At 68.9% G+C, this 21966-nt stretch carries 14 protein-coding genes and 4 pseudogenes; 5 read left to right on the top strand and 13 right to left on the bottom strand.

The window, feature by feature from the left end; translation table 11 throughout:
* The first annotated feature begins 85 nt into the window (after positions 1–85).
* Positions 86–775 carry an HAD family hydrolase gene (locus ACFYXM_RS33100; protein ID WP_389295029.1) on the top strand — a complete coding sequence of 230 codons (690 nt, stop codon included), beginning with the start codon at positions 86–88 and terminating at the stop codon, positions 773–775.
* A 4-nt stretch (positions 776–779) separates the two neighbouring features.
* The gene (locus tag ACFYXM_RS33095; RefSeq protein WP_389295027.1) at positions 780–2669 is read left to right on the top strand and encodes a phosphocholine-specific phospholipase C; all 1890 of its coding nucleotides are present in this window, start codon (positions 780–782) and stop codon (positions 2667–2669) included.
* Between the two features lie 346 nt (positions 2670–3015).
* Here ACFYXM_RS33095 and ACFYXM_RS33090 read toward each other — a convergent pair whose 3' ends face one another.
* Together ACFYXM_RS33090 and ACFYXM_RS33085 are read right to left on the bottom strand one after the other, a co-directional pair.
* A complete protein-coding gene (locus ACFYXM_RS33090; RefSeq protein ID WP_389295025.1) occupies positions 3016–3522 on the bottom strand; it encodes an RICIN domain-containing protein in 507 nt (168 codons plus the stop codon).
* Between the two features lie 224 nt (positions 3523–3746).
* Positions 3747–4064 carry a hypothetical protein gene (locus tag ACFYXM_RS33085; protein ID WP_389295067.1) on the bottom strand — a complete coding sequence of 106 codons (318 nt, stop codon included), beginning with the start codon at positions 4062–4064 and terminating at the stop codon, positions 3747–3749.
* A gap of 143 nt (positions 4065–4207) precedes the next feature.
* Between ACFYXM_RS33085 and ACFYXM_RS33080 the strand changes: the two genes are divergently transcribed.
* Positions 4208–4399, top strand: coding sequence for a hypothetical protein (locus ACFYXM_RS33080; protein WP_389295065.1), 192 nt, complete (start codon positions 4208–4210; stop codon positions 4397–4399).
* On the opposite strand, the pseudogene ACFYXM_RS33075 reads toward ACFYXM_RS33080, so the two are convergent.
* A pseudogene (locus ACFYXM_RS33075) lies at positions 4339–4734 on the bottom strand (TniB family NTP-binding protein); the annotation flags it as partial. The gene ACFYXM_RS33080 and the pseudogene ACFYXM_RS33075 overlap by 61 nt on opposite strands.
* Positions 4735–4754: 20 nt before the next feature.
* A complete protein-coding gene (locus ACFYXM_RS33070; protein ID WP_389295023.1) occupies positions 4755–5165 on the bottom strand; it encodes a hypothetical protein in 411 nt (136 codons plus the stop codon).
* A gap of 280 nt (positions 5166–5445) precedes the next feature.
* Between ACFYXM_RS33070 and ACFYXM_RS33065 the strand changes: the two are divergent.
* Positions 5446–6001: pseudogene (locus ACFYXM_RS33065) on the top strand (PIG-L deacetylase family protein); the annotation flags it as partial.
* Positions 6002–6058: 57 nt separating this feature from the next.
* On the opposite strand, the gene ACFYXM_RS33060 reads toward ACFYXM_RS33065, so the two are convergent.
* The 6 genes from ACFYXM_RS33060 to ACFYXM_RS33035 all read right to left on the bottom strand — a co-directional run bounded on the left by ACFYXM_RS33060 (position 6059) and on the right by ACFYXM_RS33035 (position 18932).
* Positions 6059–7984, bottom strand: coding sequence for a glycoside hydrolase family 9 protein (locus ACFYXM_RS33060; RefSeq protein WP_389295021.1), 1926 nt, complete (start codon positions 7982–7984; stop codon positions 6059–6061).
* Entirely contained in the window at positions 7981–9240 is a 1260-nt protein-coding gene (locus tag ACFYXM_RS33055; protein ID WP_389295019.1) for a sensor histidine kinase, read from the bottom strand. The genes ACFYXM_RS33060 and ACFYXM_RS33055 overlap by 4 nt, the downstream gene beginning before the upstream one ends.
* Before the next feature lie 65 nt (positions 9241–9305).
* On the bottom strand, positions 9306–9971 hold the full coding sequence (locus tag ACFYXM_RS33050) for a winged helix-turn-helix domain-containing protein (RefSeq protein WP_389295017.1): 666 nt from the start codon (positions 9969–9971) through the stop codon (positions 9306–9308).
* Positions 9972–10569: 598 nt separating this feature from the next.
* On the bottom strand, positions 10570–11904 hold the full coding sequence (locus tag ACFYXM_RS33045) for a cytochrome P450 (protein WP_389295015.1): 1335 nt from the start codon (positions 11902–11904) through the stop codon (positions 10570–10572).
* A 373-nt stretch (positions 11905–12277) separates the two neighbouring features.
* Complete coding sequence (locus ACFYXM_RS33040; protein WP_389295013.1) at positions 12278–18163, bottom strand: SpaA isopeptide-forming pilin-related protein; 5886 nt, start codon at positions 18161–18163, stop codon at positions 12278–12280.
* Positions 18164–18356: 193 nt separating this feature from the next.
* Positions 18357–18932, bottom strand: coding sequence for a DDE-type integrase/transposase/recombinase (locus ACFYXM_RS33035; RefSeq protein ID WP_389295010.1), 576 nt, complete (start codon positions 18930–18932; stop codon positions 18357–18359).
* Between the two features lie 662 nt (positions 18933–19594).
* Between ACFYXM_RS33035 and ACFYXM_RS33030 the strand changes: the two are divergent.
* Positions 19595–19894: pseudogene (locus ACFYXM_RS33030) on the top strand (transcriptional regulator); the annotation flags it as partial.
* Here ACFYXM_RS33030 and ACFYXM_RS33025 read toward each other — a convergent pair.
* The 3 genes and pseudogenes from ACFYXM_RS33025 to ACFYXM_RS33015 form a co-directional block, all read right to left on the bottom strand.
* Positions 19892–20020, bottom strand: a pseudogene (locus tag ACFYXM_RS33025) (XRE family transcriptional regulator); the annotation flags it as partial. The pseudogenes ACFYXM_RS33030 and ACFYXM_RS33025 sit on opposite strands and share 3 nt — an antisense overlap.
* Positions 20021–20050: 30 nt before the next feature.
* A complete protein-coding gene (locus tag ACFYXM_RS33020; RefSeq protein WP_389295008.1) occupies positions 20051–20746 on the bottom strand; it encodes a hypothetical protein in 696 nt (231 codons plus the stop codon).
* 233 nt (positions 20747–20979) lie between these two features.
* Positions 20980–21966: winged helix-turn-helix domain-containing protein (locus ACFYXM_RS33015; RefSeq protein ID WP_389295006.1), on the bottom strand; the 987-nt coding region annotated here is incomplete at its 5' end.

The following is a 21966-nucleotide window of genomic DNA, read 5'->3' as shown; positions in this document are numbered from 1 at the left end:
ATTCGGACCAACCCACCTGACGCCCGGCAGCCGTCACGCAGAGCCCGCGCCTCTGCCCATTCGCCACACACCGGAGAAACTCACCTTGAACCATCGCATCGCAGCGCCCGGCCTTCCCGCTGCCGTCCTGTTCGACATGGACGGCACGCTCGTCGACACCGAACAGCTGTGGTGGGCCACAGCGGAACAGGTCGCCGACAGGATCGGGCGGCCACTGACCGACGCGGACATGCCTCATGTGCTGGGCCGCCCGGCCGCGCACACCGCCGCCCACCTGCACCGCACCGGCGGCCCGGCGGCCCCCGACCTCGCCACCCTCGCCACCGAACTGGATGCTGTCTTCGCCGCCCGTGTCGCTCGCGAGATCGTCCCGCGCCCGGGCGTACTGCGCCTGCTGAACGAACTGGCCGCGGCAGACGTGCCCGCGGCGATCGTCTCCGCTTCGCCGCGCCAAGTCGTCGACCTGGTGCGCAAGGCGCTGGGTGAGGACCGGTTCGCTCTGACCTTCGCAGTCGAGGACACCGCCCGCACGAAGCCCGCGCCCGACCCCTACCTCGCCGCGGCCGCCGCCCTGGGCGTCGAACCACACGCGTGCGTGGTCGTCGAGGACACACCCACGGGGGTCGCCGCGGCCGAGGCCGCCGGGTGCACGGTGCTGGCCGTGCCCTCCACCGTACCGATCCAGCCCGCGGCCGACAGAACCGTCCTCGACTCCCTGGAGCGTGCCGACCTGGCCCTGCTCGTCTCCCTCGTCACGTCAGCGAAAAGGAACTAACGCCATGGACGACATCCAGCACGTAGTGATCCTGATGCAGGAGAACCGCAGCTTCGATCACTACTTCGGCACACTGAACGGCGTGCGCGGCTTCGACGACCGCCAGGCCCTGACGTTCCCGAACGGCGACAGCGTCTTTCGCCAGCCCGCCCCGGCCCGGCCCGACGGCGGCTATCTGCTGCCTTACCGTATGGACTCCACGAAGTTCAACGCGCAAAACGCCGACGGCCTGCCGCACGACTGGGAGAGCGGTCATGAGGCTGTCAACAACGGCGCGATGAACCGCTGGACATCCGCCAAGGGCGAGCAGAGCATGGGCTACCTCACCCGTGACGACATCCCCTACCAGTACGCGCTGGCTGACGCCTTCACGCTGTGCGACGCGTACTTCTGCTCACTGGCCGGGCCCACCAGCCCCAACCGCCTCTACTTGTGGACCGGCACGGTCGGCCCGGGCTGCGACGGCACGACGGGCCCGTGGATCGACAACACTCCGCTGCCCGAAAGCCCGGTCTGCGACTGGACCACCTACGCAGAGCGCCTGTCGGCCGCCGATGTCACCTGGCGCGTCTACCACACGCCTGGTCCGGACGAGCGCTACGGCAACTACGAGGACAACGCCCTGGAGTACTTCGGCCAGTTCCACACCTTCGACGAGGACGATCCGCGTTACATCAACGCGATGACGAAGTGGGACCTGTCGGCGTTCGACGCGCACTGCAAGGACGGCACCTTGCCGACGGTGTCCTGGCTGGTCTCGCCCTACCTGTTCTGCGAGCATCCGACCGCCAGCCCCGCCTACGGCGCGCATTGGGTGAACACCGCTCTTCAGTCGCTGTTCGCGAACCCGGAGGTGTGGCGGCACACGGTGTTCCTCGTGATGTACGACGAGAACGACGGCTACTTCGACCACGTGGTGCCGCCGCTCCCGCCCGCGGGGACCCCTGAGGAGTTCGTGGACGGGCAGCCGATCGGGCTGGGCAACCGCGTCCCGCTGTGGGTGATATCGCCGTGGTCGCGCGGCGGCTGGGTCAACTCCCAGGTCTTCGACCACACCTCCGTGCTGCGCTTCCTGGAACTTGTCACCGGCGTGCGGGAGCCCAACATCTCGCAGTGGCGCAGGGCCGTCTGCGGTGACCTCACGAGCTGCTTCGACTTCACCCGGCCCGACTTCTCGATCCCCGTACTGCCTGACACCCGCGAACTGGTGGAGCACGCCGATGCGGCGATGGAGCTGCCGGCGGTGGAGCTCCCGGCGCCGGGAGCGCAGGTCATGCCCACCCAGGAGCCGGGTGGCACACGCCCGCACCGGCCACTGCCGTACCGCCCCTGGGCCGATGTCGCCGTGGACCGCGCCACCGGCAAGGTCACCTGCACTCTCGCCAACGAGGGAACGACGGCCTTCCACTTCACGGTATTCCCGAACATTGCCCGGCCGTTCGCCGGAACGCCGTTCACCGTCGCACAGCACAGCACCGCCGCCTACGTGTGGGACGCCATACGTACCGGCGGACGCTACGACTTCACCGTCCATGGCGCCGACGGATTCGTCTGCCGCTTCGTGGGGACAGTGGCGGGAGCCGACCAGGACGACATCGCCGTCCCTCGGGTGGCGGCGGTCCCGGAGAACAGCGATCCGGACAACGCGTCGCTCGAGTTGCGGCTGGGCAATGACGGCGGGACCGCCGTGTGCTTCACACTTGCCCCGAACGACTTCGGCGGTACGGCGCGCACGCAGCTGGTCGGCCCGCGCGAGCAGGTCACCGTGACATGGCCCACGGACGACGGGCGGTACGACATCACCATCACCGCTGACGGCGACACGGGCTTCGCCCGGCGATACGCGGGAACGGTGCACGCGGCACCGGACGCGAGTGCGGCCACTGCGGCCTGACCGGTGGAGATCATCGTCCCTGTCACCAGGGCCGAGGCGAACCTCGTGCTCTTCGAGTACGTCGACGGCTTTCGACGGCTTCTACAACCTCCGCCGCATTCAGAAACGACTCGGCTACGTCAGCACGATCGAGTACGAGGAGAAGCACCACGCCGACCAGGCAACGACCGAACCAGTGAACCTGGAACCACGTCAACCCACCCTGACCAGCCGGTCAGCCACACCCGCTCAGAGGGGGAACCTCACGGCTCTGTCTCGACACTCCCGCCGCAGCAGCAGCTATGTCAGCCTGGCCGACGAACCGAGCCCGTTCACGTCGCCGGCCAGGCACCTCACTGAAGCGAGGTCAGCGGACGTCGAAGGAGTGGGTGGAATACCCGTTGGCGGCGTTGCAGGCGACGAGCCTGGCGTATGCGTTGGCCCCGGAGCTGTAGGGGTTCAAGCACTTGTTGTGCGCCTGGTTCTTCAGCAGGTACCGGCTGGGCTTGTTGGAGTCCTCCAGGGAGAAGACCTGCTCGTCCCACCGAGGATCACACGGACGCTGCTGGAGGGCTTCCGTGTCGCCGCCGCCCAGAGCGGTTGCACACATGTCGCTGTTGAGGTTGCGCAGCACGAAGGTCGTGCTGGTAACCGGGTCAACGGCCCACTTCTGGGCCAGCTCTTCCGTGTCGTTCTGGTACTGGATCTGGGCACCGCCGACGGTGGAGTTGGTGGCGACGCCGAGAACGAGGCCGGTCTGCCAGTTGCGGACCTTGGTGCCGCTCAAAGGCCCCGTCGCGTCGGCCGTGCCCGCCCCGAGTACGGTCGCGGCCAGCGCTACGGCGACGCCGACGCAGGCAGATCGAATGCGCATGAAGAACTCCTCTACTTTGAAGCGATTACCGTGCGTGTTCACGCGGGTACGCACAGTATCGTGTTTGGGGTTGGGAATATCCGCCCACAACCGAAGATCACGATGAAAAAGCGCAAATGATGGAACGCGACCGCTCGGGCTCCGGCAAAGCGCGCTTCAGGCCCGCCGCACTCGGCCGCCGGCCGTGAGCCGCCCTGGGTTTCGTAGAGTCCGATGATCTTGTTTCAGGCGGACTGCGGGGTTTGCTCCTGGCTCCGCCAGGAGGCTTCCTCGTATTCGGCGGGCGGCCCAGGACCAGGACGGCTGTGGTGCGTCAGGTGGGGCAGGGCGCGGGTGAGGTGCGCCAGCGGGATCCGGCCCTGGACGGCGACACGGTGAGCGGCGTCGGGCGTCAGGTACAGGCCAGCCGCAGGTGAGGTGCCGTGTCCGTGGACGGTGATACCGCTGCCGTCGAGGAGTTGCGGCAGCGTCGGCCGGTAGGCACCAGCGAGGCGCTGTAGATATGAGGCGGTCGCTTCGAACAGCAGTGGCCGCCCCGGCACACCCCCGGTGCCGGGGGCGGGAACTGTACCAATCGCCCGGCGACAGACCCGCTGCCGCGCGCGGCACGCGGGAGCGGCCGCCCAAGAGGCCGCGCGAACGGTCTGGCTCACCGGGAGGTCTTGTTCCAAGCGCGGGGGCGGTAGTGCTGTTCGGCGAGGTGGTCGAGGCGGACCTGGTGAAGGGGGGCCTGGTGAGCCGTTCGGTGCCGTCGACCAGCGCGGTGCCGGTGACGTCGATGCCCGCGTACACGAACGTCGCACCGATGCGTTCGGTGAGGTCTTTCAGCAGGTCGGTGGTTTCCGCGCCGGTGGTGATGCGGGGGTTGAGCCGGTGAATCTCATCGATCATTACCAGAAGCACGCCCACCTTGTTGCAGGTGTGGCAGACGGCGTCGGTGATCTGAGCCTGGGTCATCGGGCCGGTGACAGGGATGCCGAGGTAGCGGGCGAACTCGGTCGCGAGGGCTTTCGCGGTCGCCTCGGGCAAGACCAGTACATAGGCGACCGGCACCGGTGCATTTGTGGTGGTGGCCGGTGCGTGTTGTTGAGTGTGGGCGAGGTGGCAGGCGCGCTCGACGTGGAGCAGCGCGGTGGTCTTCCCGGCCGCTGCCGGGCCGGTGACGATCAGCGAGGGCCGTGCGGTGGTCTGCTGATGGCGTCCCAGGATCACCAGCGTGCGCACGCCGGTGGTCAGGGTGTCGATCGCCAGGCTCCGCACCGTGACGAACGCGGAGTGGTAGGCGAGGCGTTCCTCCACGCCGCGTACCGGTCCCCCGGGTGCGGGCGGCTGCGGGGGAGGGGTGGTTGCGAAACGCTGAGGGCGTCGGCGAGGCCGGCTCCGGCCCGCTCGGCGTCCGCGCCTGCAAGGTAGGCGGTGGCGGTGCGCAGGTACTGCCAGTCGCGGTCGTTGAACGGTTCGTGGGCGTGTTCCCGGTGGATCCACGGGATCTCGGTGAGGAGGTCGTGGTCGTAGGTGCGGTGGTGCAGCCGGATGCCGTGCTCGGTGACGGCCTGCCACCGCACGGGCAGCAATTCCAGATAGTCGTTCCCTGCCAACGGCACAGGTACGTGTCCGGCGACCGCGACCAGGGCAGCCCACATCTGGTTCGGGACAGCGTGGCCTTCGGCAGCATGGGATGCCGCAGCCCCTGGTGGGGGCGGTGATGGAAGTGCACGAGCCATTCGTCGAGCAGGTCCTGCAACTGGGCGACGCTGTAACACGCATGGCGTGCCACGTCTTTGCCCCGGCGGGGTAGTACTTCATGACCACGAGATGTCCGTCCTCAGAATTTCAAGATCCAAGTTCTCGTGTTCAAAGCCCAGGGCATGGGCCTACCGTGGCGGGCCGTGCCGCCATCGTCATCGACCAGAAGGGGTCGTGATGCCGACCGAGAACGCCGCCGTCAGCTCTCTACGCCCGATGCCTGACGACTGGCAGTGGGCGCTGGCTGTCGTCGCCCACCCCGATGACCTCGAATATGGCGCGGCGGCAGCCATCGCCGAATGGGCCGACGCCGGCCGGGAGATCTGCTACCTCCTGGTCACCCGCGGCGAAGCCGGCATCAACGGCCTCGCGCCGCCCGCGTGCGCTGCGGTCCGCGAGGCCGAGCAGCGCGCCGCCGCAGCCCATGTCGGCGTACACAGCGTCGAGTTCCTCGACGGCCACCGGGACGGCGTGATCGAGGCCGGCACAGCATTCCGCCGAGACCTGGCCTCTGCGGTCCGCCGGTACCGCCCCGAGCTGCTGATCACTCTCAACCACCACGACACCTGGTTCGGCAGGCAGTGGAACACTCCCGACCACAGGACGGTGGGCCGCGCCGTCCTGGACGCCCCGGCCGGCCGACGCCGCCAACCGCTGGATCTTCCCCGAACTCGCTGACGCCCAGGGCCTCACCCCCTGGTCCGGCGTCCGCCGGGCGCCGGTCACCGGCAACGGCCCGAACCGGCCCGACTTCGACAAGCACCGGGTCGAGTCCTTCGAGCAGGGACGCCTACGTCAGCGCGAAGGCCAGCAGTGCCGTCGTGGTGAAGTCCAAAGATGGTTCTACGGTCTGCCAGGCGCCCACGTCGTCCACGTACCGCGCCCCCTTGCCGTCGAAGTCCGTCCAGGCTCCGGTTGGCGGGGCGGCGGTGCACTTCTTCATAGTGGGGAAGCTGTTCAACTCGGCGAGTTGCGCAGCCGCGTTGGGGCCGTTGACCACGGCGCCCCGCAGGATGGCGCCCTTGCCGTCGTGACTGCCCCGGAGGTTGGCCAGCTGGTGTTCCGGGCAGTGCGGGTAGACCTCGCCTGCACCGATCATGAAGCTGGTCCCCCAGGGATTGGCACCGAGGGCCCAGCCGCGCTGCCGGCCGGCGAAGGCCTCGTAACGGGTGTCGCCGGTGGCCCTGGCATAGAGGCGGGCGGTGGCCACCAGGCCGAAGGTGTGCGGTACGGCGTCGAAGCCGTCGTAGACCGCGCCGGCGCCGAACGGGTCGTGCCCGGCACGGTCGACGCCGTCGTCCAGCTGGCGGCGCAGGTCCTGGTACAGGTCCGCCTCCCCGATGCCGTCGGTGCGGGCGCCGTCGAGGGCGGTGGCCAGGTCGGCGTGGGCCAGGGCGCTGACGTCCGCGACATCGAGGGTGCCCTTGACGTCGGAGTCCAGGTAGGCGCGTGCCCAGTGGGCCGCGTCGGCCGTCCAGTCGGCTTCCCTGTCGTCACCCAATTCACGTGCGATCAAGGCGAGTTCGGCACCGGCGAACTCCATGTCGTCCTGCCAGGAGCCCTCGGGGTAGAAGGCGCTCGGGAAGGCGGTGAAGAGCGGCTCGTCGGGGTCCGGGTCGGTGTCGGCCAGGTCGTAGACAGCGGCGGCCTTGTCCAGCCAAGCCCGTGCCTCCTCCGGGTCCGTGCCGGCCACGCGCTGCGCGGCGAGGGCGAAGGCCGCGGCCACCCGTCCCGCCAGACTGGGGGTGATCGGCTCGCCCGGCTCGTTCGCGCGGAAGACCGGACGGTGCTTGATCGTGTAGTCGGGGTCACCGGGTGACACGTCGAGCCGGTCGTCGGCCTCCGGAAGCCGCCATACGTCGTGGTCGGTCCGTACGGCTTCGTTGCCCGCGCCGATGCCGACCTGGGCGTAGAGCGTCCCGCTGTCGTCGTCCCACATCTTGTCCAGCCAGTCCAGCCCGTGCGACGCCTCGGCGGACAGCTCTCGCATGTGCGGCAACTCTCGCTGTGCGATAAGGAGTTCGGCGACCGAGTAGGAGGTGGTGCCGGTGAACTTGAGGAAGTCGCCCGCGTCGAACCAGCCGCCCGAGACGTCGGCCCGGGCGCCGGTCGGGGTCAGCCGCTCGTCGAGCAGTTCGGTGCCCTCCTCGTCGTAGTCCGGATCGGCGTAGACGGTCGCGTCCTCGTCGGCCAGATGGGACGGGCCGCGCTCGAGGGCGCCGCTGGGAAGGACGTCGGCTCCGTCGCGCTGGGCCTGGAGGAAGCGGATGTTGTCCCGGACCAACGGGGTCATCAGCTCGCGGGCACCGGCGATCCGGAAGGCGGGCGAGCGGCCGGACGCGGTGCCGGTGAGGACGACGCGGTAGGTGCCGGGGGTGTTCAGGGCGGAGAGATCAGCGGTGCGTACCGAGGGGTACTTGGCGTTCCAGTGGCCGGTGACGGGACCGAGCCGGCCCGCCGCGACCACCTTGTCCCCGCGGGTGTCGACGACCTTGAAACGGGCTCCGGCCAGAGCCTTCGGGGATCCCATGACGTAGGCCTGCTTCGTCTCCCCTCTCACATAGCCGACCTGGTCGACCCGGACGGCCACGTCGGTCGAGGGCGGTGTGCGGGCGCCGCCGAAGGGCATGCCGAACAGGTTCACGGCGACGAGCAGGGTGCCCAGGCCGGTGACACCCGCGGCGATCAGCAGCCCGGGGGTGCGCAATGAGTTCATGCGCCCACGGTGCCGGGGCGTTCATGAGATGACGATGAGGACGCCGGTGCCGTGCGGGCCGGGTGCACCGGCAGCCTGAGCTCGGCGAGCAGCCCGCCGCCAGGGGCGTCCGTGAGACGGGCGGTGCCGTGGTGCAACTCGGCGACCCAGCGCACGATGGCGAGCCCGGCGCCCGTGCCTCCGGCGACACCCACGCCGGCCCCTTTGCCGACCGTGACGCCCCGGCGGAACACCCGCTCCCGATCTGCCGCCGGCACCCCCGCCCCGTGGTCGCGCACCGTCACCAGCCCCGGCGCGACCGTGACCTCCACCGGCGCCATCGCCGGGCCCCCGTGCCGCTGGGCGTTCTCCACCAGGTTGCGGACCGCCTGGGCCAGCAGGTCGGGATCGCCGAGGACCACCACCGGCCCGGACGCCACCGTGACGCTCTCGTGGTCCGGCAGTTCCTGGACCGTGGTCTCCACCAGCTGGTCCAGGCGCAGGGGCACCAGTTCGACCCGCTGCGCGCCCGCCTCCAGCCGGGCCCGGGCGAGCAGCCCGGTCACCAGCCGGCTCAGCCGGTCCACCAGCCGGAGGGCCTCGTCGGAGGAACCGCCCCGCTCCACCACGAGCCGCAACGTCGCCAGTGGCGTGCGCAGTTCGTGTGCCGCCTCCGCCAGGAACTGCTCCTGTTGCGCCAGCCCGCGCACCGCGGGCCGCATGGCCCGGCCGGACAGCAGATGCCCGACGGCCGCCGCGCAGCAGACCAGCGCCGTACAGCCGAGCGCCAGCCACCGCACCAGGACGTCGTGATCGTGCTCGCTGCGCGCCAGCTCTGTGCCGACCAGCACGGCTGCCCCGATCCGGTCGTCGTCCCAGACCGGAGCCGCCGCCCACCGCAACCGCCCGCCTCCGGCGGACGGCGCGCTGACGACGACGGTCTCCTGTTCCTCCAGGACGCTCCGCCAGATCCGGTCCAGCCCTTCCGTATCGGGCAGCGCCGAGCGCGCGGGGACGACGTTCCGCACCGACGGCGACTTTCCCGACCCCGCCTGGAGGACGGCCAGCACCTGTGCGCCCCGGGCGAGTTCGTCCTCCCGCAGCGGCTCCAGGTGCAGCACACCCGCGTCGAACCACACCGCCCGCGACAGACCGGTGGCACGGCTGCCGACCTCGTGGTCGAGGCCGGAGCGGCGGGACCCGGCGTCGATACGGACGGCGACGACGGCGAGTACGACGAGACAGGCCGCGGTGGCCGAGGCGAACAGGAGCGTCATCAGCCGACGGGTGCGCCGCAGCCTCGCGACGGCGGGAGACGGGGCGGGCGCCGTCTCCCGACGTCTCACGCCTCGCCGCCCAGGTAGTAGCCGACGCCGCGCACCGTCCGGATCGGGTCGGGCGGACCGAGCCGGCGGCGCAGCTGGCCGATCAGGACGTCCACCACGTTGGACATCGGCTCGCTCGCCTCGTCCCAGCAGCTCTCGATCAGCTCGGTGCGCGTCACGACCTCGCCCGCGCGCAGCATCAGCACCTCAAGCACCGCGAACTCCTTGGCCGACAGGCTCAGCAGCACCCCGGCCCTGGACACCCGGCGCCGCGGCAGATCGACCTCCAGGTCACCCGCCCGCAGCACCGGCGGCCGCGCGGGCTGTTCCCTGCGGCACAACGCCCTTACCCGTACGGCGAGTTCGGCGAAGGCGAAGGGCTTGACCAGGTAGTCGTCCGCGCCGTGCTCGAATCCGGCCACCCGCTCGTCCACTGCGTCCAGCGCCGTCAGCAGCAGAAAGGGCAGCGCCGATCCCGTACGCCGGTGTGCGGCGAGCAGCGTGAGCGAGTCGCCGTCCGGCACCGCGCGGTCGGCCACGACACAGTCGTAGCGATTGACGGAGAGCTTGAGGTCCGTCTCCGCCAGAGTCCGCGCGAGGTCCACGGCGAAGCCCTCCCCGCGCAACCGGGCAGCGACGACGGGGCCCAGCTCGGGATCGTCCTCCAGGACCAGAATGCGCATGTCCGGGAGCTTAGCCTTCGGCTTGCTCGGCGGTTTCGGCGCGTTCGACCGTGTGACCGACGATGTAGCGGCTGAAGATGTCGCTGATCACGTAGGCGTGGAATCAGATGCCCTTGGCCGGACCGGGCAGCCGGGTGATGTCCCAGGCGAACACCTGAGAGGGCCCGTGCGCGACCAGTTCGAGGATCGTTCTGGGTGGGTGGCCTGTCGGCGGTGTTCGCCGTTCTGCCCGGCGGCGGACAGGATTCGGTACATCGTCCGCTGCGAACACCAGTAGTTTCCCGCGTCCAGGCGGTGTGTTGCGCGGACCGCCTGGGCTCCCGTACCCGGCCGCGCACCGTCGCCGTGCCTGCCGCCTCGAGGTCGCGCCTGCGGCACTCAGGTGCCTGGCTGTGGTGACGATGCCGGGCATCGTCCACTGAGCGGAACTCACGATGTTCTGCGTCCAGTGGCGATGCACGACACCGGGGTGGAGCCCATCGAGTGGAGTCCACCCGATGGGCTCCGCCGAGACGAACCTGTACGGCCTGGTCAGCGTCCGCCCGAGTGCAGGAGCGCAGCTTGCGGGCCCGTCGTAGGCGGAAGCGGGCTGGATCGGTCAGGGGGTCCTTCGCTTCATGATCATTCTGAGGTCCCGCGGCCTGAGCGTCAGACGCGCCCGGGGTTCCGGCCGGTTTCCGGGCGCGGCCTTCCAGTGCCATCGGTTGGTGACGGTGGCGATGGTGAGGAGGGCCTCGGTGTAGGCGAAGCGGTCGCCGATGCACTTTCGGGCGCCGATACCGAACGGGACGTAGGCGTCGCGTTGGCTGGTGCTCGTTCGGTTCGGTTCCCAGCGGCCGGGGTCGAACCGTTCGGGATCGGGATGGGCGCTGGGCTTGTAGTGGAGGAAGTGGTTGCTGAAGGCGATCTGGGTTCCCGCGGGAATCGCGTGGCCCGCGAGCCGCGTGTCCTGCGTCGTGACCCTCGTCATGAACCATTGCGGGGGACGGAGGCGCAGTGTTTCGTCCAGTACCTGCTGGGTGTAGGGGAGCTGGTCGATGTCCTGGTACGTGGCGGGGCGTCCGGCCAGGACCGCGTCCACCTCGTGCTGGAGACGGGTGTGGATCTGAGGGTGGCGGGAGAGGAGGTCGAACGTCCAGCTCAGGGTGCCGGCGGTGGTCTCGATGCCGGCGGCGAAGAAGGTGATGACCTGGTTTGCGACTTCGGTGTCGGACAGTCCTTGCCCGTCGGTTTCTTGGTCGCGGGCGGCAAGGAGCAGGGACAGCATGTCGCTGCCTGGGGTGGCTTCGGCGTGCTTGTCCTGGATGAGTGTGTGCAGGGTGCGGTGAAGGTTTTTTGTGGCTGTGTGGTAGCGGCGGTTGCCGGGAAGGGGGAGCTGGTTGAATGCCGGTGGCGATATCGACCGCCGGAACACTCCGTTGAGGATGGCGTCCAGGTCGGCGGTGGCTCGGGTGAGGCTCGCCTCGTCGAGCGAGCTTCCGAGGACCGCGCTGATCAGTACGCCGGAGGTGAGCTTGGCCATCTCGGCACTCACGTCGATGGCTTGGCCGTCCCGCCAGGAGTCGCTGACAGCGAGGATTCGGGCTGTCATGTCCGTGGCGTAGTCCGGCAGGCGGGCCGGGTGGAAGGCCGGCTGGACCAGGCGCCGCTGCCTTTTGTGGTGGCTGTACGGGCACGTGAGCAGGTTGTTGTCCGCGACGTCGTTGATCCGTTCGAAGAAGATTCCGCCTTTGTCGAAGAGTCGGCTGTCGAAGATGACCTGGCGGGTCAGCTCGGGGGTGCACACCATGACGGCCGCATGGGGGCCGATGCGGATGCGCACGACGTCGCCGTGGGCGGGGAGCGAGCGCAGGAAGCCCAGGGGGTCCCGCAGGATTTGGATGCCGTGACCGAAAATCGGAAGGGAGCCGGGGGCCTGAGCGATGGCGTCCATGGGGTGGCGTTCCTTTCAGTGAAGGGGTGGGCTGGGCACTCCGCGTCCGGGGCACGCGCTGCCGGTCGTCGCGTTCACCGCTCCGGACCGGGTCACCCGGCGGGTGCGGCGGGGCTGAGCGCTGGCAGGCGCGCAGGGTGAGAGGGCAGCGGCGAGGGTGGTGACGCGGCGCTGGCGACGGGGTAGGGCGGGAAGGCGCGGGCCGCCCCTTTTCTCCGCGATGGTGCCGGCACGGGTCAGCTGGGCAGGCGGCCGCGGACGGAGAGCATGACCAGGCTGCGACCGTGCTGGTCGCAGCCATCAACGAGTGGCTGCGACCAGCGCTTTCGAAACACGCCCCAGAACCCAAGGGGGTCAGGCCTGGGGGCGCATGTCAGAACAGGTCGTCGATGGCGGCCCCCTCCTGACTGGCACCGGTGGCACCGTCACCGGGCTGGCGGCGTTTGCCGCGCACGACTATCCAGACGCCGAGCCCGAGCAGTAGGGCCGCGGCGAGTGCGGCGATCGAGATCTGGACACCGGTCCTGGGCAGGAACCCGCCCGGCCCCTCGGTTTCCGGCGTGGCCGACGGGCGGGTCGGATTCTCGGTGCACAGGGGGTTCTCCGGGACGCACTTGGTCGGCGGCTCTTGGCCGGTCGGGGTGAGGAAGTTCCCGAGGCGGTGGTCACTCTGGTCGCCATGGGCCTCGACCTTGACCTGATATGTCACGGTCACAGTCTGGTCGGGTGCGACGGTTCCGTTGATGAGCAGAGTGTCTTCGGCCGGTCCGGTCACGGTGAGCCCGTCACTGGCGGTGACGTTTCCTACCCATTCGGCGTCGTCGAGCACACTGGTGAGGTGATCGGTGTAGTCGACCGGGGCGGGGCCGCGTCCGGTGTTGGTGAACGACAGGGTGTAGGTGAGGACCTGCCCGCCGTCGACGGGCGTGCCCGTCTTGGGGTCGACCGACTTGGCCGGGGCGATGTCTCCGACGGGGTTGGTGGTGCAGTCAGGCAGTTTCCCCTTGCCCGGCTCGCACACCGGCTTGGTGGGCGGCTCCTGTGAGGGGGCGAGCAGGTAGTTCGCGAGCACGTTGTCGCCGCGCTCGCCGGTTGGGTTGACCTTGACGGTGTAGGACACCGTGATGGTCTGCCCGGACTCAAGCTCGCCATGGATCCCGATACGGTCGCCGTCCCTGGACACCTTGAAGGCGTCGTCGGAGGCGGCCGGTTCGCTGGTCATGGTGGCGTCGTCGAGCACATGGGTCAGGTCGTCGGCCTTGTCCACGACGCCGGTGGCTTTTCCGGTGTTGGTGAACGTCAAGGAGTAGGTCAGCTCTTGGCCTGGGACCACGGGGGTTCCAGAGGCGGGGTTGACCGACTTGGTGTCGACGATCTCCGGGATCGGGTGCTCGGTGCAGGACACCCCGTTCTCACCGCACTCCAAAGCGGTGTTTTCGGTATTCGCGAGGATATTCCCAAGCCGGTTGTCTCCACGCTTCCCGTCGGGCTTCACGGTGACCGTGTACTTCACGGTCACGGTCTTGCCGGGTGCGAGCGTGCCGGTGACCCGGATGATTCCGTCCTGACCGGACGTTGCCGACAGGGCCGGGTCCGACGAGGCCGGGGCTTTGGTGAGGTCGGCGTCGTCCAGCACCTTCTCCAGATGGTCGGAGTGGTCGACCGGGCCCGCTGCTTTTCCGGTGTTGGTGAACGTCAATGTGTAGGTGACCTCCTGATCCGCGACGACCGTCGAGCCGGACTTGGGGTCGGAGGACTTCATGGCGGCCACGTTCGGCAGCGGCGTGACTGTGCAGTCCGCGCTCCCCTCGGCGCACTCCGACGGCGGCTGTTGGCCGGTGGGGACCAGGAAGTTGTCGGCGGTGTTGTTGCCTCGGTCGGCTTCGTCCTTGACCGTCACCTGGTAGGTGACGGTGACGGTCCGTCCCGGCTGGAGTTCTCCGGTGACCGTGAACGAACCATCGGCGACCGGCGATACGCGGAGCATGTCGTCGGATGCCTTCGGGGCGCGGGTCAGTTCGGCGTCGTCGAGCACTTCGGTGAGGATGTCGGTGTGGTCGACGGCCGACGGGGCTTCGCCTTGGTTGTCGAAGGTGAGGGTGTAGGTCAGCACCGTCCCGGTCTGGACCGGGGCAGTGTCGGCGGAGACCGCCTTGCCTGTCAGGAGCCGCCCGATCGGGGTGACGGTGCAGTTCGGACGCTCCGCGTCGTCGGGCTGGCACACCGGGGAGGTCGGGGGGACCGGCGGGTTCTTCGGGTCGTCGGGGAGCAGGAAGTTCGCCGCGATGTCGTCGCCGCGCTCGTTGTCCTCCTTGACCGTGACCTGGTAGGTCACCTTGTAGGTCTTTCCCACGGGAACCTCACCGGTGATGGTGATGCGGTTCCCGTCACGGGCGACCGTGAGACCGTCCGAACTGGTGGGTTCGGTGGTGATGTCCGCGTCGTCGGTCACGTGGTCGAGCAGATCGACGCTCTCCACGGTCGCGGGTGCTTTCCCCGTGTTCTCGAAGAACAGCGTGTACGTCAGGACCGTCCCAGCAGCCACCGGAGTCCGGTCGGCCTCGACGGCCTTCCAGGAGTTCAGCAGCGGCACCGGGTGCTCGGTGCAGGAGACGCGCTCGTCCTCACAGTCGGGGTCGGTTGTGCCGGTGGGCGCGAGGACGTTGCCCAGGCGGTTGTTGCCTCGTTGTCCGTCCCGCAGCACCGTCACGGTGTAAGTGACCGTGTGTGTGGCGCCGGCGGCCAATTCGTCCACGTTCCAGGTGATCGTGCCATCCGATGCCCGGACCGCCCGGCCGTCGTCGTCGTTGGTGAAGGAACCGAACGTGGCGTCGTCGAGGACATCGCTCAGGCTGTCGGTCAACGCGATGCCGTGGACCGGGTACTTCGAGTCGTTGGCAACGGTCAGGGTGTAGGTGATCTTGTCCCCGGCTCTCACGGTGGTGCCGGATGGCGGGTCCGAGGTCTTCGACAGGGTCCACTCGCCCTGACGCGGATCGTTCTTGATCTTCCCCAGGTCGAGCAGGTAGGTGCCGCGGTCGACGCCAGCGGGATCGACGCTCACCCCGATCGGGTCCTTGAGGGGCAGATATCCGGATGGTGTCGTGGTTTCGGTGAGCGTGTACTTGCCCCACGGGACACCGGCCAGGCGCAACCTTCCAGGCGCCGGGTCCTGATCGGCATCCGAACACCCCGCGTCGGTGCAGTCCGTGATCGTCCGGGGCCACCCGTCGGGTATCTTCTCGCCGTCCCCGAGCACCGGGGTGAGGGTCCACTCGGAGCCCGAGAGGAGGTCCCCGGTGCGGCTGTCAGTCTTCTGCCAGGCGATGTCCGGCAGGAGCTTCAGCCCGACGGCCGATGCCTCGGTCGGCAGGACCGGCCTTCCCGACGATGCTTCGACACCGGCGACGGCGGTGTTGTTCCACGCGATGCCGTCGAGGCCGGCACTTGTGGCCGTGTTCGGGCCTGCGGCCTTGACGGCGAGCACGGTGTTCTCGGCGTCCCCAGGTGCGAAGACTCGGGACCCGAAGTCGATGCGCAGGGCAGTGACCGCTTCGTAGTCGCCGCCGGGCGGCGTGGCCGCCCAGTCGTTCTCGCAGCCGGCGGGTGCGCTGTCCACGGCGCCGCCGCCGGTGCCGGCGAGGTCGCCGCGGCAGGGGTTGGCGCTGGTGGAGTACCGCAGGGTCGCGCCTGCGGGCGCCTTGACCGGTTTGGTCAGGTACACCGGGAACGCCGAACCCCGGCTGCCTTCGGCGCCGGGCAGGATCAGAGAGTCACCGACCCGCGGCAGCACGTCGTAGGCGACCACGTCGCGGATGTCCACCGATCCCGAGTTCGCGACACGGACGGTGTACTCGGCCTTGCCGGACAGGTCAGTGCTTCCCACACCGGGGGCGCCGATCGCATCAGCGTCGTGGACACCCTGCACCGTCTTGCTCGTGTTCACGCCGGGTACGGGGAGGACGTTGAAGCTCGCGGAGGCCAGGCACCCGATGGCGGCAGCGCGGTCGGTGGTCGGCCGCAGGTCGGCATCGACCAGTTTCCCGAGCCCGCACTGCAGGTAGGTGTCCTGTACGCCCGGCCCGCCTTCGGCGCCGGTGAGAAGGTAGTCGTTCGCGTAGACGCCCGCGGGGACACCCTGCTTGACGCGAACCTGGAACCGCACGTAGGAGGTCCGGCCCAGGGTCGCGTTCGAAGTGATTTCGGCGTCCGGGAACGTCACCGTGACCCGTTGTCGCTGCTCACCCAGGTAGTCGACCGTCTTGACGGCGACGTCCGGTTTGCCGAGCGCGGTCGTGAACGTCGCGTCTCCCGCGATCTGGAGCGAGTCCTCGACCATGGTGAGCGCGGCCGGGAGGTACTCGGTCACGGTCGGGGTGAAGGTCGACGCGTCGAGGACCGCTCGGTCCGCGTTCCATTGTGCCCGGTTCATCGCGAGATCGACGGTGAGTTGGTCGCCGGTCTGCACCGCGGGGGTTGTGGGGCGGGAGCCTTCGGGGATCGCGGGATCATACATCGACTTGACCGGTCGCAGCGAGAACGGGTTGGTCATGATCTGCCGGTAGCCGCAGATACCGGCGGCGCTGTCCGCCGTCTGTGGTTCGTACGGAAGGTACTGGCGTCCGCCTTCGAAGGTGATCACGTTCTTGACCGGGCAGTTCTCCACCGTGACATACCAAGGGTGGACGTCGGAGCGGTCCACGTCGAGGTTCGGGTTGTTGTACACCGTGTCGACGTTGCTGAACGGCACATGCTGGGAGGCACGGCCGTGGATGAAGAAGCTGCCGCCACCGAACGGAGGGATCTCGGTGTCCACCTCGATCTTCGTGATCCACTCACCTGCGGGCACCGGGGTGGGCGTGCTGCCGTCAGTGCCGTCGCAGTAACGGTTGGCGGTGTCACTCATCGACGAGCCCGCGGCGATCGTGCACGATCCTGTACTGCCCGCGTTCGTCGTCCAGTTCACCTGCAACTCGGGAAGATACCGGTCCGCGGAGAACTGCAGATCCACGAACGCGGGGGTGGCGCAGTCGATGTCGTCGTCATTGGTCGGCGAGGTCAGCGCGCACGGCATCATGTCGGTGAACGTCCACCGGCCCGTGGTCGGCTCGTTCGAGGTGCCGCTCAGGGAGTAGATGCTGTTGTTCTGGGTGTGCACGGTGCGGTAGAGGGGCGATCCGATCGCCCAGTCGTAGCCGGGCCTCTTCTCGACACTCGCACCGGCAGCACCCTCGCGCAGGGCGTGCGAGGCGGAGCTGTCCGAGGAGAGCGTTTCGGAGGACTGGCCCCACGCGTTCGCGGTGGCCACGACCGAGTTCGTGACCGCGCTCGGGTCCGGGTCGGCGCTGAACTCTCCATCGGGGTAGACGATGGTCGCCTTCAGCGGCAGACCCGTCCAGCTCGTGTTGCCGGAGTACGGCACGCAGGCGTAGGGCGCGGTGTCTTTGACCGAGGAGCCGAGACTCCAGGTGATGGTGTTCGTCGCCGCTTCGTACACACCGCCGTGCGTGGCGCTCACGAACCGCGCCCCGGTGGGAAGAGTGTCAACCACGGTCAGGTTCTCAAGCGCCTGCGTTCCGGGCTCGGAGCAGACATCCGCCATCGTGCGGGCATACTGGATGGGAGCGCCCGTGGTGGGGAACTGGGAGTCGTAGCCCACCAGGATCGAATAGGTCACCTGCTGATTGACGTACGGGACGCTGGTGGGGTCGAACTTGACCTTGGAGACGTTCAGGGAGACGTCTGAGGTCACGGTCGTGGTCGCCGAATCCGTGACCGGCGCCGTGCCGGTGGCCGCGAAGGTCACCTCCGGGGTGATCTTCGCCCCATCAGGCGTGACCGAGTTCGGCGGGGTGAGCGTGAAGGACACGGCGTCGGAGGTGCCGGTCGCCACGGTCGCCGGGAAGGTCCACACAAGCTTCCGGTCCGGGCCGGTACCGACGATCGTGGCCGCCCCGGGCACAACAACCCCGTTGATCTGGAGCGAACTCTGGCTCGTCACCGTCAGAGGAACACCATCGGGGAACGCATCCGACGACGCCAGCGCCGTCGGTACCGGAACCGAGATCGTCGCGGCATCACATGTACCACTGCCGCTGCACGTCCACTGCACCCGGAAAGACGCGCCCTGACCGGACTTCACCGTCTCCTGGACCGCCTCCACCGACACGTTCAGCGTGCCACCGGCGGCCTGGGCAGGCGTATGGACAAAGAGAACCGGCACAGCCAGTAGTAACGCGAGCACCGGCCTCAGCACCATACGCAGACAACCCCACCCCCCTTCGCGCGACATCGTCCAAGGGCATCGCCCGGAGGTACGCGTGGCTATTCGCATCGAGGCCTCTCTCCCCTTTGTCCACCCCTGACCCTCGACCAGAGCACAACCACAGGAGTGGACCCTGCCTCCAAAGCGAGGGCCTGCCCAGAGTGATCTGGCGTGCACTCCGGGCAAGCTAGAGCATGCTCGTAGCGTTTATGTAGGAAAATATGGAAATATCACCCATATGGACCCATGATCCTGCTCGTGGCGACGCGTTCACCAGCGGGTCCCAGCTTCGGCCCGTCGCGCTCCGGCGACGGGCGCCCGGGGCCGCCGTCTGCGGACTTTCGCTGAACGGGTTCTCGTCGCTCACCCTGGGGCGGGAATGGCTCCTGGTGACACCGAGGCCGGTCAGCAGCTGGGAGACCTTCTTGCTGGTCATGAGGGTGCCGCGTCCCGCGTGGACGGTGTGGGGCACGATGCCGTCGCGTTCGATGGTCTCGCGGATCAACTCCTCGGCTTGCTCGGCGGTTTCGGCGCGTTCGACCGTGTGACCGACGATGTAGCGGCTGAAGATGTCGCTGATCACGTAGGCGTGGAACCAGATGCCCTTGGCCGGACCGGGCAGCCGGGTGATGTCCCAGGTGAACACCTGAGAGGGCCCGTGCGCGACCAGTTCGAGGATCGTTCTGGGTGGGTGGCCTGTCGGCGGTGTTCGCCGTTCTGCCCAGCGGCGGACAGGATCCGGTACATCGTCCGCTGCGAACACCAGTAGTTTCCCGCGTCCACGCGGTGCGTCGCGCGGACCGCCTGGGCTCCCGTACCCGGCCGCGCACCGTCGCCGTGCCTGCCGCCTCGAGGTCGCGCCCGCGGCCGTTCCACTCGGACCGGAAGGCCGGCCGCGTCCCGGAAGCAAGGGACTGACGTCGACACGGTGGAGCAGACCCGCCGGACGCTCGCCGAGGCCGTCCTCGCCAGGGTCCAGGAAGGCGTCCGGGAGCGTGCCCTCGCCCACGGCCCCCGACCGCAGCCCGTCCCGGCGACGGTCCCGTCGCCGCACACTCACCAGCTCAGCACACACCGGGCTGGACCACAGGAGGAGTTGCCGGCCGTCTCGATCCCAAGAGTGACCAAAGGCCCTACCCGACAACGACCAGCGGGCACCCTTGCCGGCCGGGAATGCGGCGACGGGGTAGTACGGGCAGCGTGCACGGCGGGGCGCCGAGCGCGCCGACACGGCGGCAAGCGGAGCCCGAGACACCCAAGCGGAACATGACCGCCGAACCCGGTGATCGCATACCGGCCCGGTTCCCGGTGCTCGGGGCGCCCCCGGTGGTGCCCCCGCTCCTGGTGCACCGGTGCCGCGGCGCCCCAGCGTGGACCGAGAAGCAGGCCCGCGGCGAGGGCGCCGAACCTGCCTATGTGACACCTATCGTGCTGGACGCGCGCCTGCCCAGCCCGTTCACGCCCAGCGGGCAGCGACCGGAGGGCCCGGCCTGGTACCGGACGCACACCGTCACCTACGCCCAGGAGCTCGGCTACAACGTGGCTCCGATGGAGGCGTGCCTGCGCCGGGAGACGGGCGCGTACCTGGATCCGTGGCACGACCGGCTCAAGACCGCCTACGTCGACACCATGGCCGACCTCGGCGTCACCAAGAACCTCACGGACGAGCAGTTCCTCGCGGCGATGGAGGGGCACAAGCAGGTCGACCCCGGCCTCGTGGCCATAGCGCTCGACGGAGCGCTGGCTGATGCCGAGTTCGGCGGCGACGGCCTTGGTTGTCTTGAGCTGCTTCATCAGGAAGTTGATCTGGGCCTGGAGGCTCTTGGGCGGGGCGGCGGTGAACGCGTCCTGGGCCCACCGGCCTGATCGAGAACGTCGAGTTCACTCAGCTCCTTCACCGCGTTCGTACCCAACGGATGACTTCGAACCGGGTGACTGGTCGAGGGTGCGCTGCCTGCTTCCCATCGCCAGGGACGCCGTCACGACCGCCATCAGCGTGAGCACTCCGAGGGCCGTCCCGACGACGGGTGGCGTGAGCCAGGGCCAGGGCGCCGTCGCATTCAGGAAGTCCAGGCGGTTGTACGGGTCGACGTATACGCGGACGTGGTCACCGACGCGGGTGGACACGCCGCAGGCCTCCCTGTCGGTCAAGAACTTCGTGCGGCCGTTGGGGAGACGGAGCATGCAGTGGTACTTCTCACCGGTGCCTGCCGAACGCTCAATGTGGACGATCTTGGTGACCGTCGCGGGCATCTCTTCGCCGCGCCAGTTCAATATGGCTTGACTGACACCCAACGACGCCACAAGCAGGAGGAACATCAGGCAGAGCCCCAGAGCCAGCGACCACATGCCCTTCCTCACGAACGTAGGCGTGACCCCCACAACGATCGCCACCAGGAACAGCGGCAGCGCGACGAGCGGCCTACTCTGCACCGTCACGATGAACGCCAGCCCACATCCCGCCACCACCAGCGCCGCGCCGAGGCCCAGCGCCGCCCCCACCAGGCGCGGCCGGTGCGACGCCCACTGGCCCACCCGCCGCGCGAGGCGCCTGGCACGCGACCCGTCCCCCGTCATGCTGCCCCCTTCCCCACCGGAGCATCAGCCCTGCCCGGCTTCGCACTGCACGTGATACTCACCCGTAGCCGATACCCGTGACACACCCCTCAACATGCGGGCACCGGCTCGGTCGGCGAAAGGAGTGTCATGAATCAGGTGACTCCTTCGGGAAAGATCACACCTGATTCATGACACTCCCTCGGATTCGTCTTGGCCGTCGCTCGGGCAGGGCTGTCCGTCGCACGCATTTGTCAGGGCAGTTGGATTCCCTCGGTGCCGGTGCCGGTGCCGGTTGCGGTCGAGATGAGTTTGGTTCCCAAGGCGGTGGTGGTGTGTCGCATTGTGTTGGCTTGTCGGAGGCTGGTGACGAGGCCGGCGTCTCGTAGGGCGGTGACGTGTTCCGAGGCTGTGGCGGGGGAGATGGCGAGGGTCTGGGCGAGTTGTTTGGTGGTGTGGCCGGTGGGGGATGCCAGGGCTTCCAGGGCGGCTGCGCGGGTGCGGCCGAGCAGTGTCGCCAGGGCTGTGGATGAGCGTGGCCGGGTGTCCGGTGGTGTGGCGACGAGGCTGTCGCTCTGGAGATTCCAGGCGGGCGCGTACACAAGAACGGGGGTGCCGACCTCGTTGAGCAGTGCCCGGGGGCGGGAGCCGCAGAAGATGTGGGCGGACAGGAGGAGTCCGCGTCCCTCGAGGTGGAAGTCGATCTGGCCTTGTCCGGGTGGGCCGGGGAGTTCCAGCACGGGTTCTTCCCAGCGCACCTGTGGGTGCAGGCCGGCCAGTACGGCGCCGACGCCGAGGTGTGCCATGGTGTGCACCCGCCAGGCACGGTCGGCGTCCAGTACGGCCTGCATCCGGTCGACGAACGGGGTTACCGCGACGTCGTAGTAGGCGGCCAGTGTGTCGGTCACCGTGTCCAGCGTGTCGCGGTCGCCGTCGGCCAGCAGCTGTGTCCAGGCGGGCAGGCGGTGGCTGCTCGACAGGCGGCGCAGTTCGGCCGTGAGACGTCTTCGCGGTGTGGCTCGTATCGCTTCGAACGCCCCTGTGGTGGGGGATGCGTGGTCGGGGCCGGGGGTGAGGAAGTCCGGGGCCCAGCCGGAGGCCGGCACGAGGGAACCGAGCAGCGACGCCCGCGCGGGCAGCTGCTTTCCGACGGCGTGCCGCCACGCGGAGAACCGCGGGCCCGAACGATGACGGAGCGCTTGCAGACTCATCACGGCCTCACTCACCGGCAGCGAGCTGTT

This window comes from Streptomyces sp. NPDC002476, from assembly GCF_042889785.1.
In the GTDB taxonomy this organism is placed as follows: Bacteria; Actinomycetota; Actinomycetes; order Streptomycetales; family Streptomycetaceae; genus Streptomyces.
This window is presented reverse-complemented; position numbering and strand designations above follow the sequence as displayed.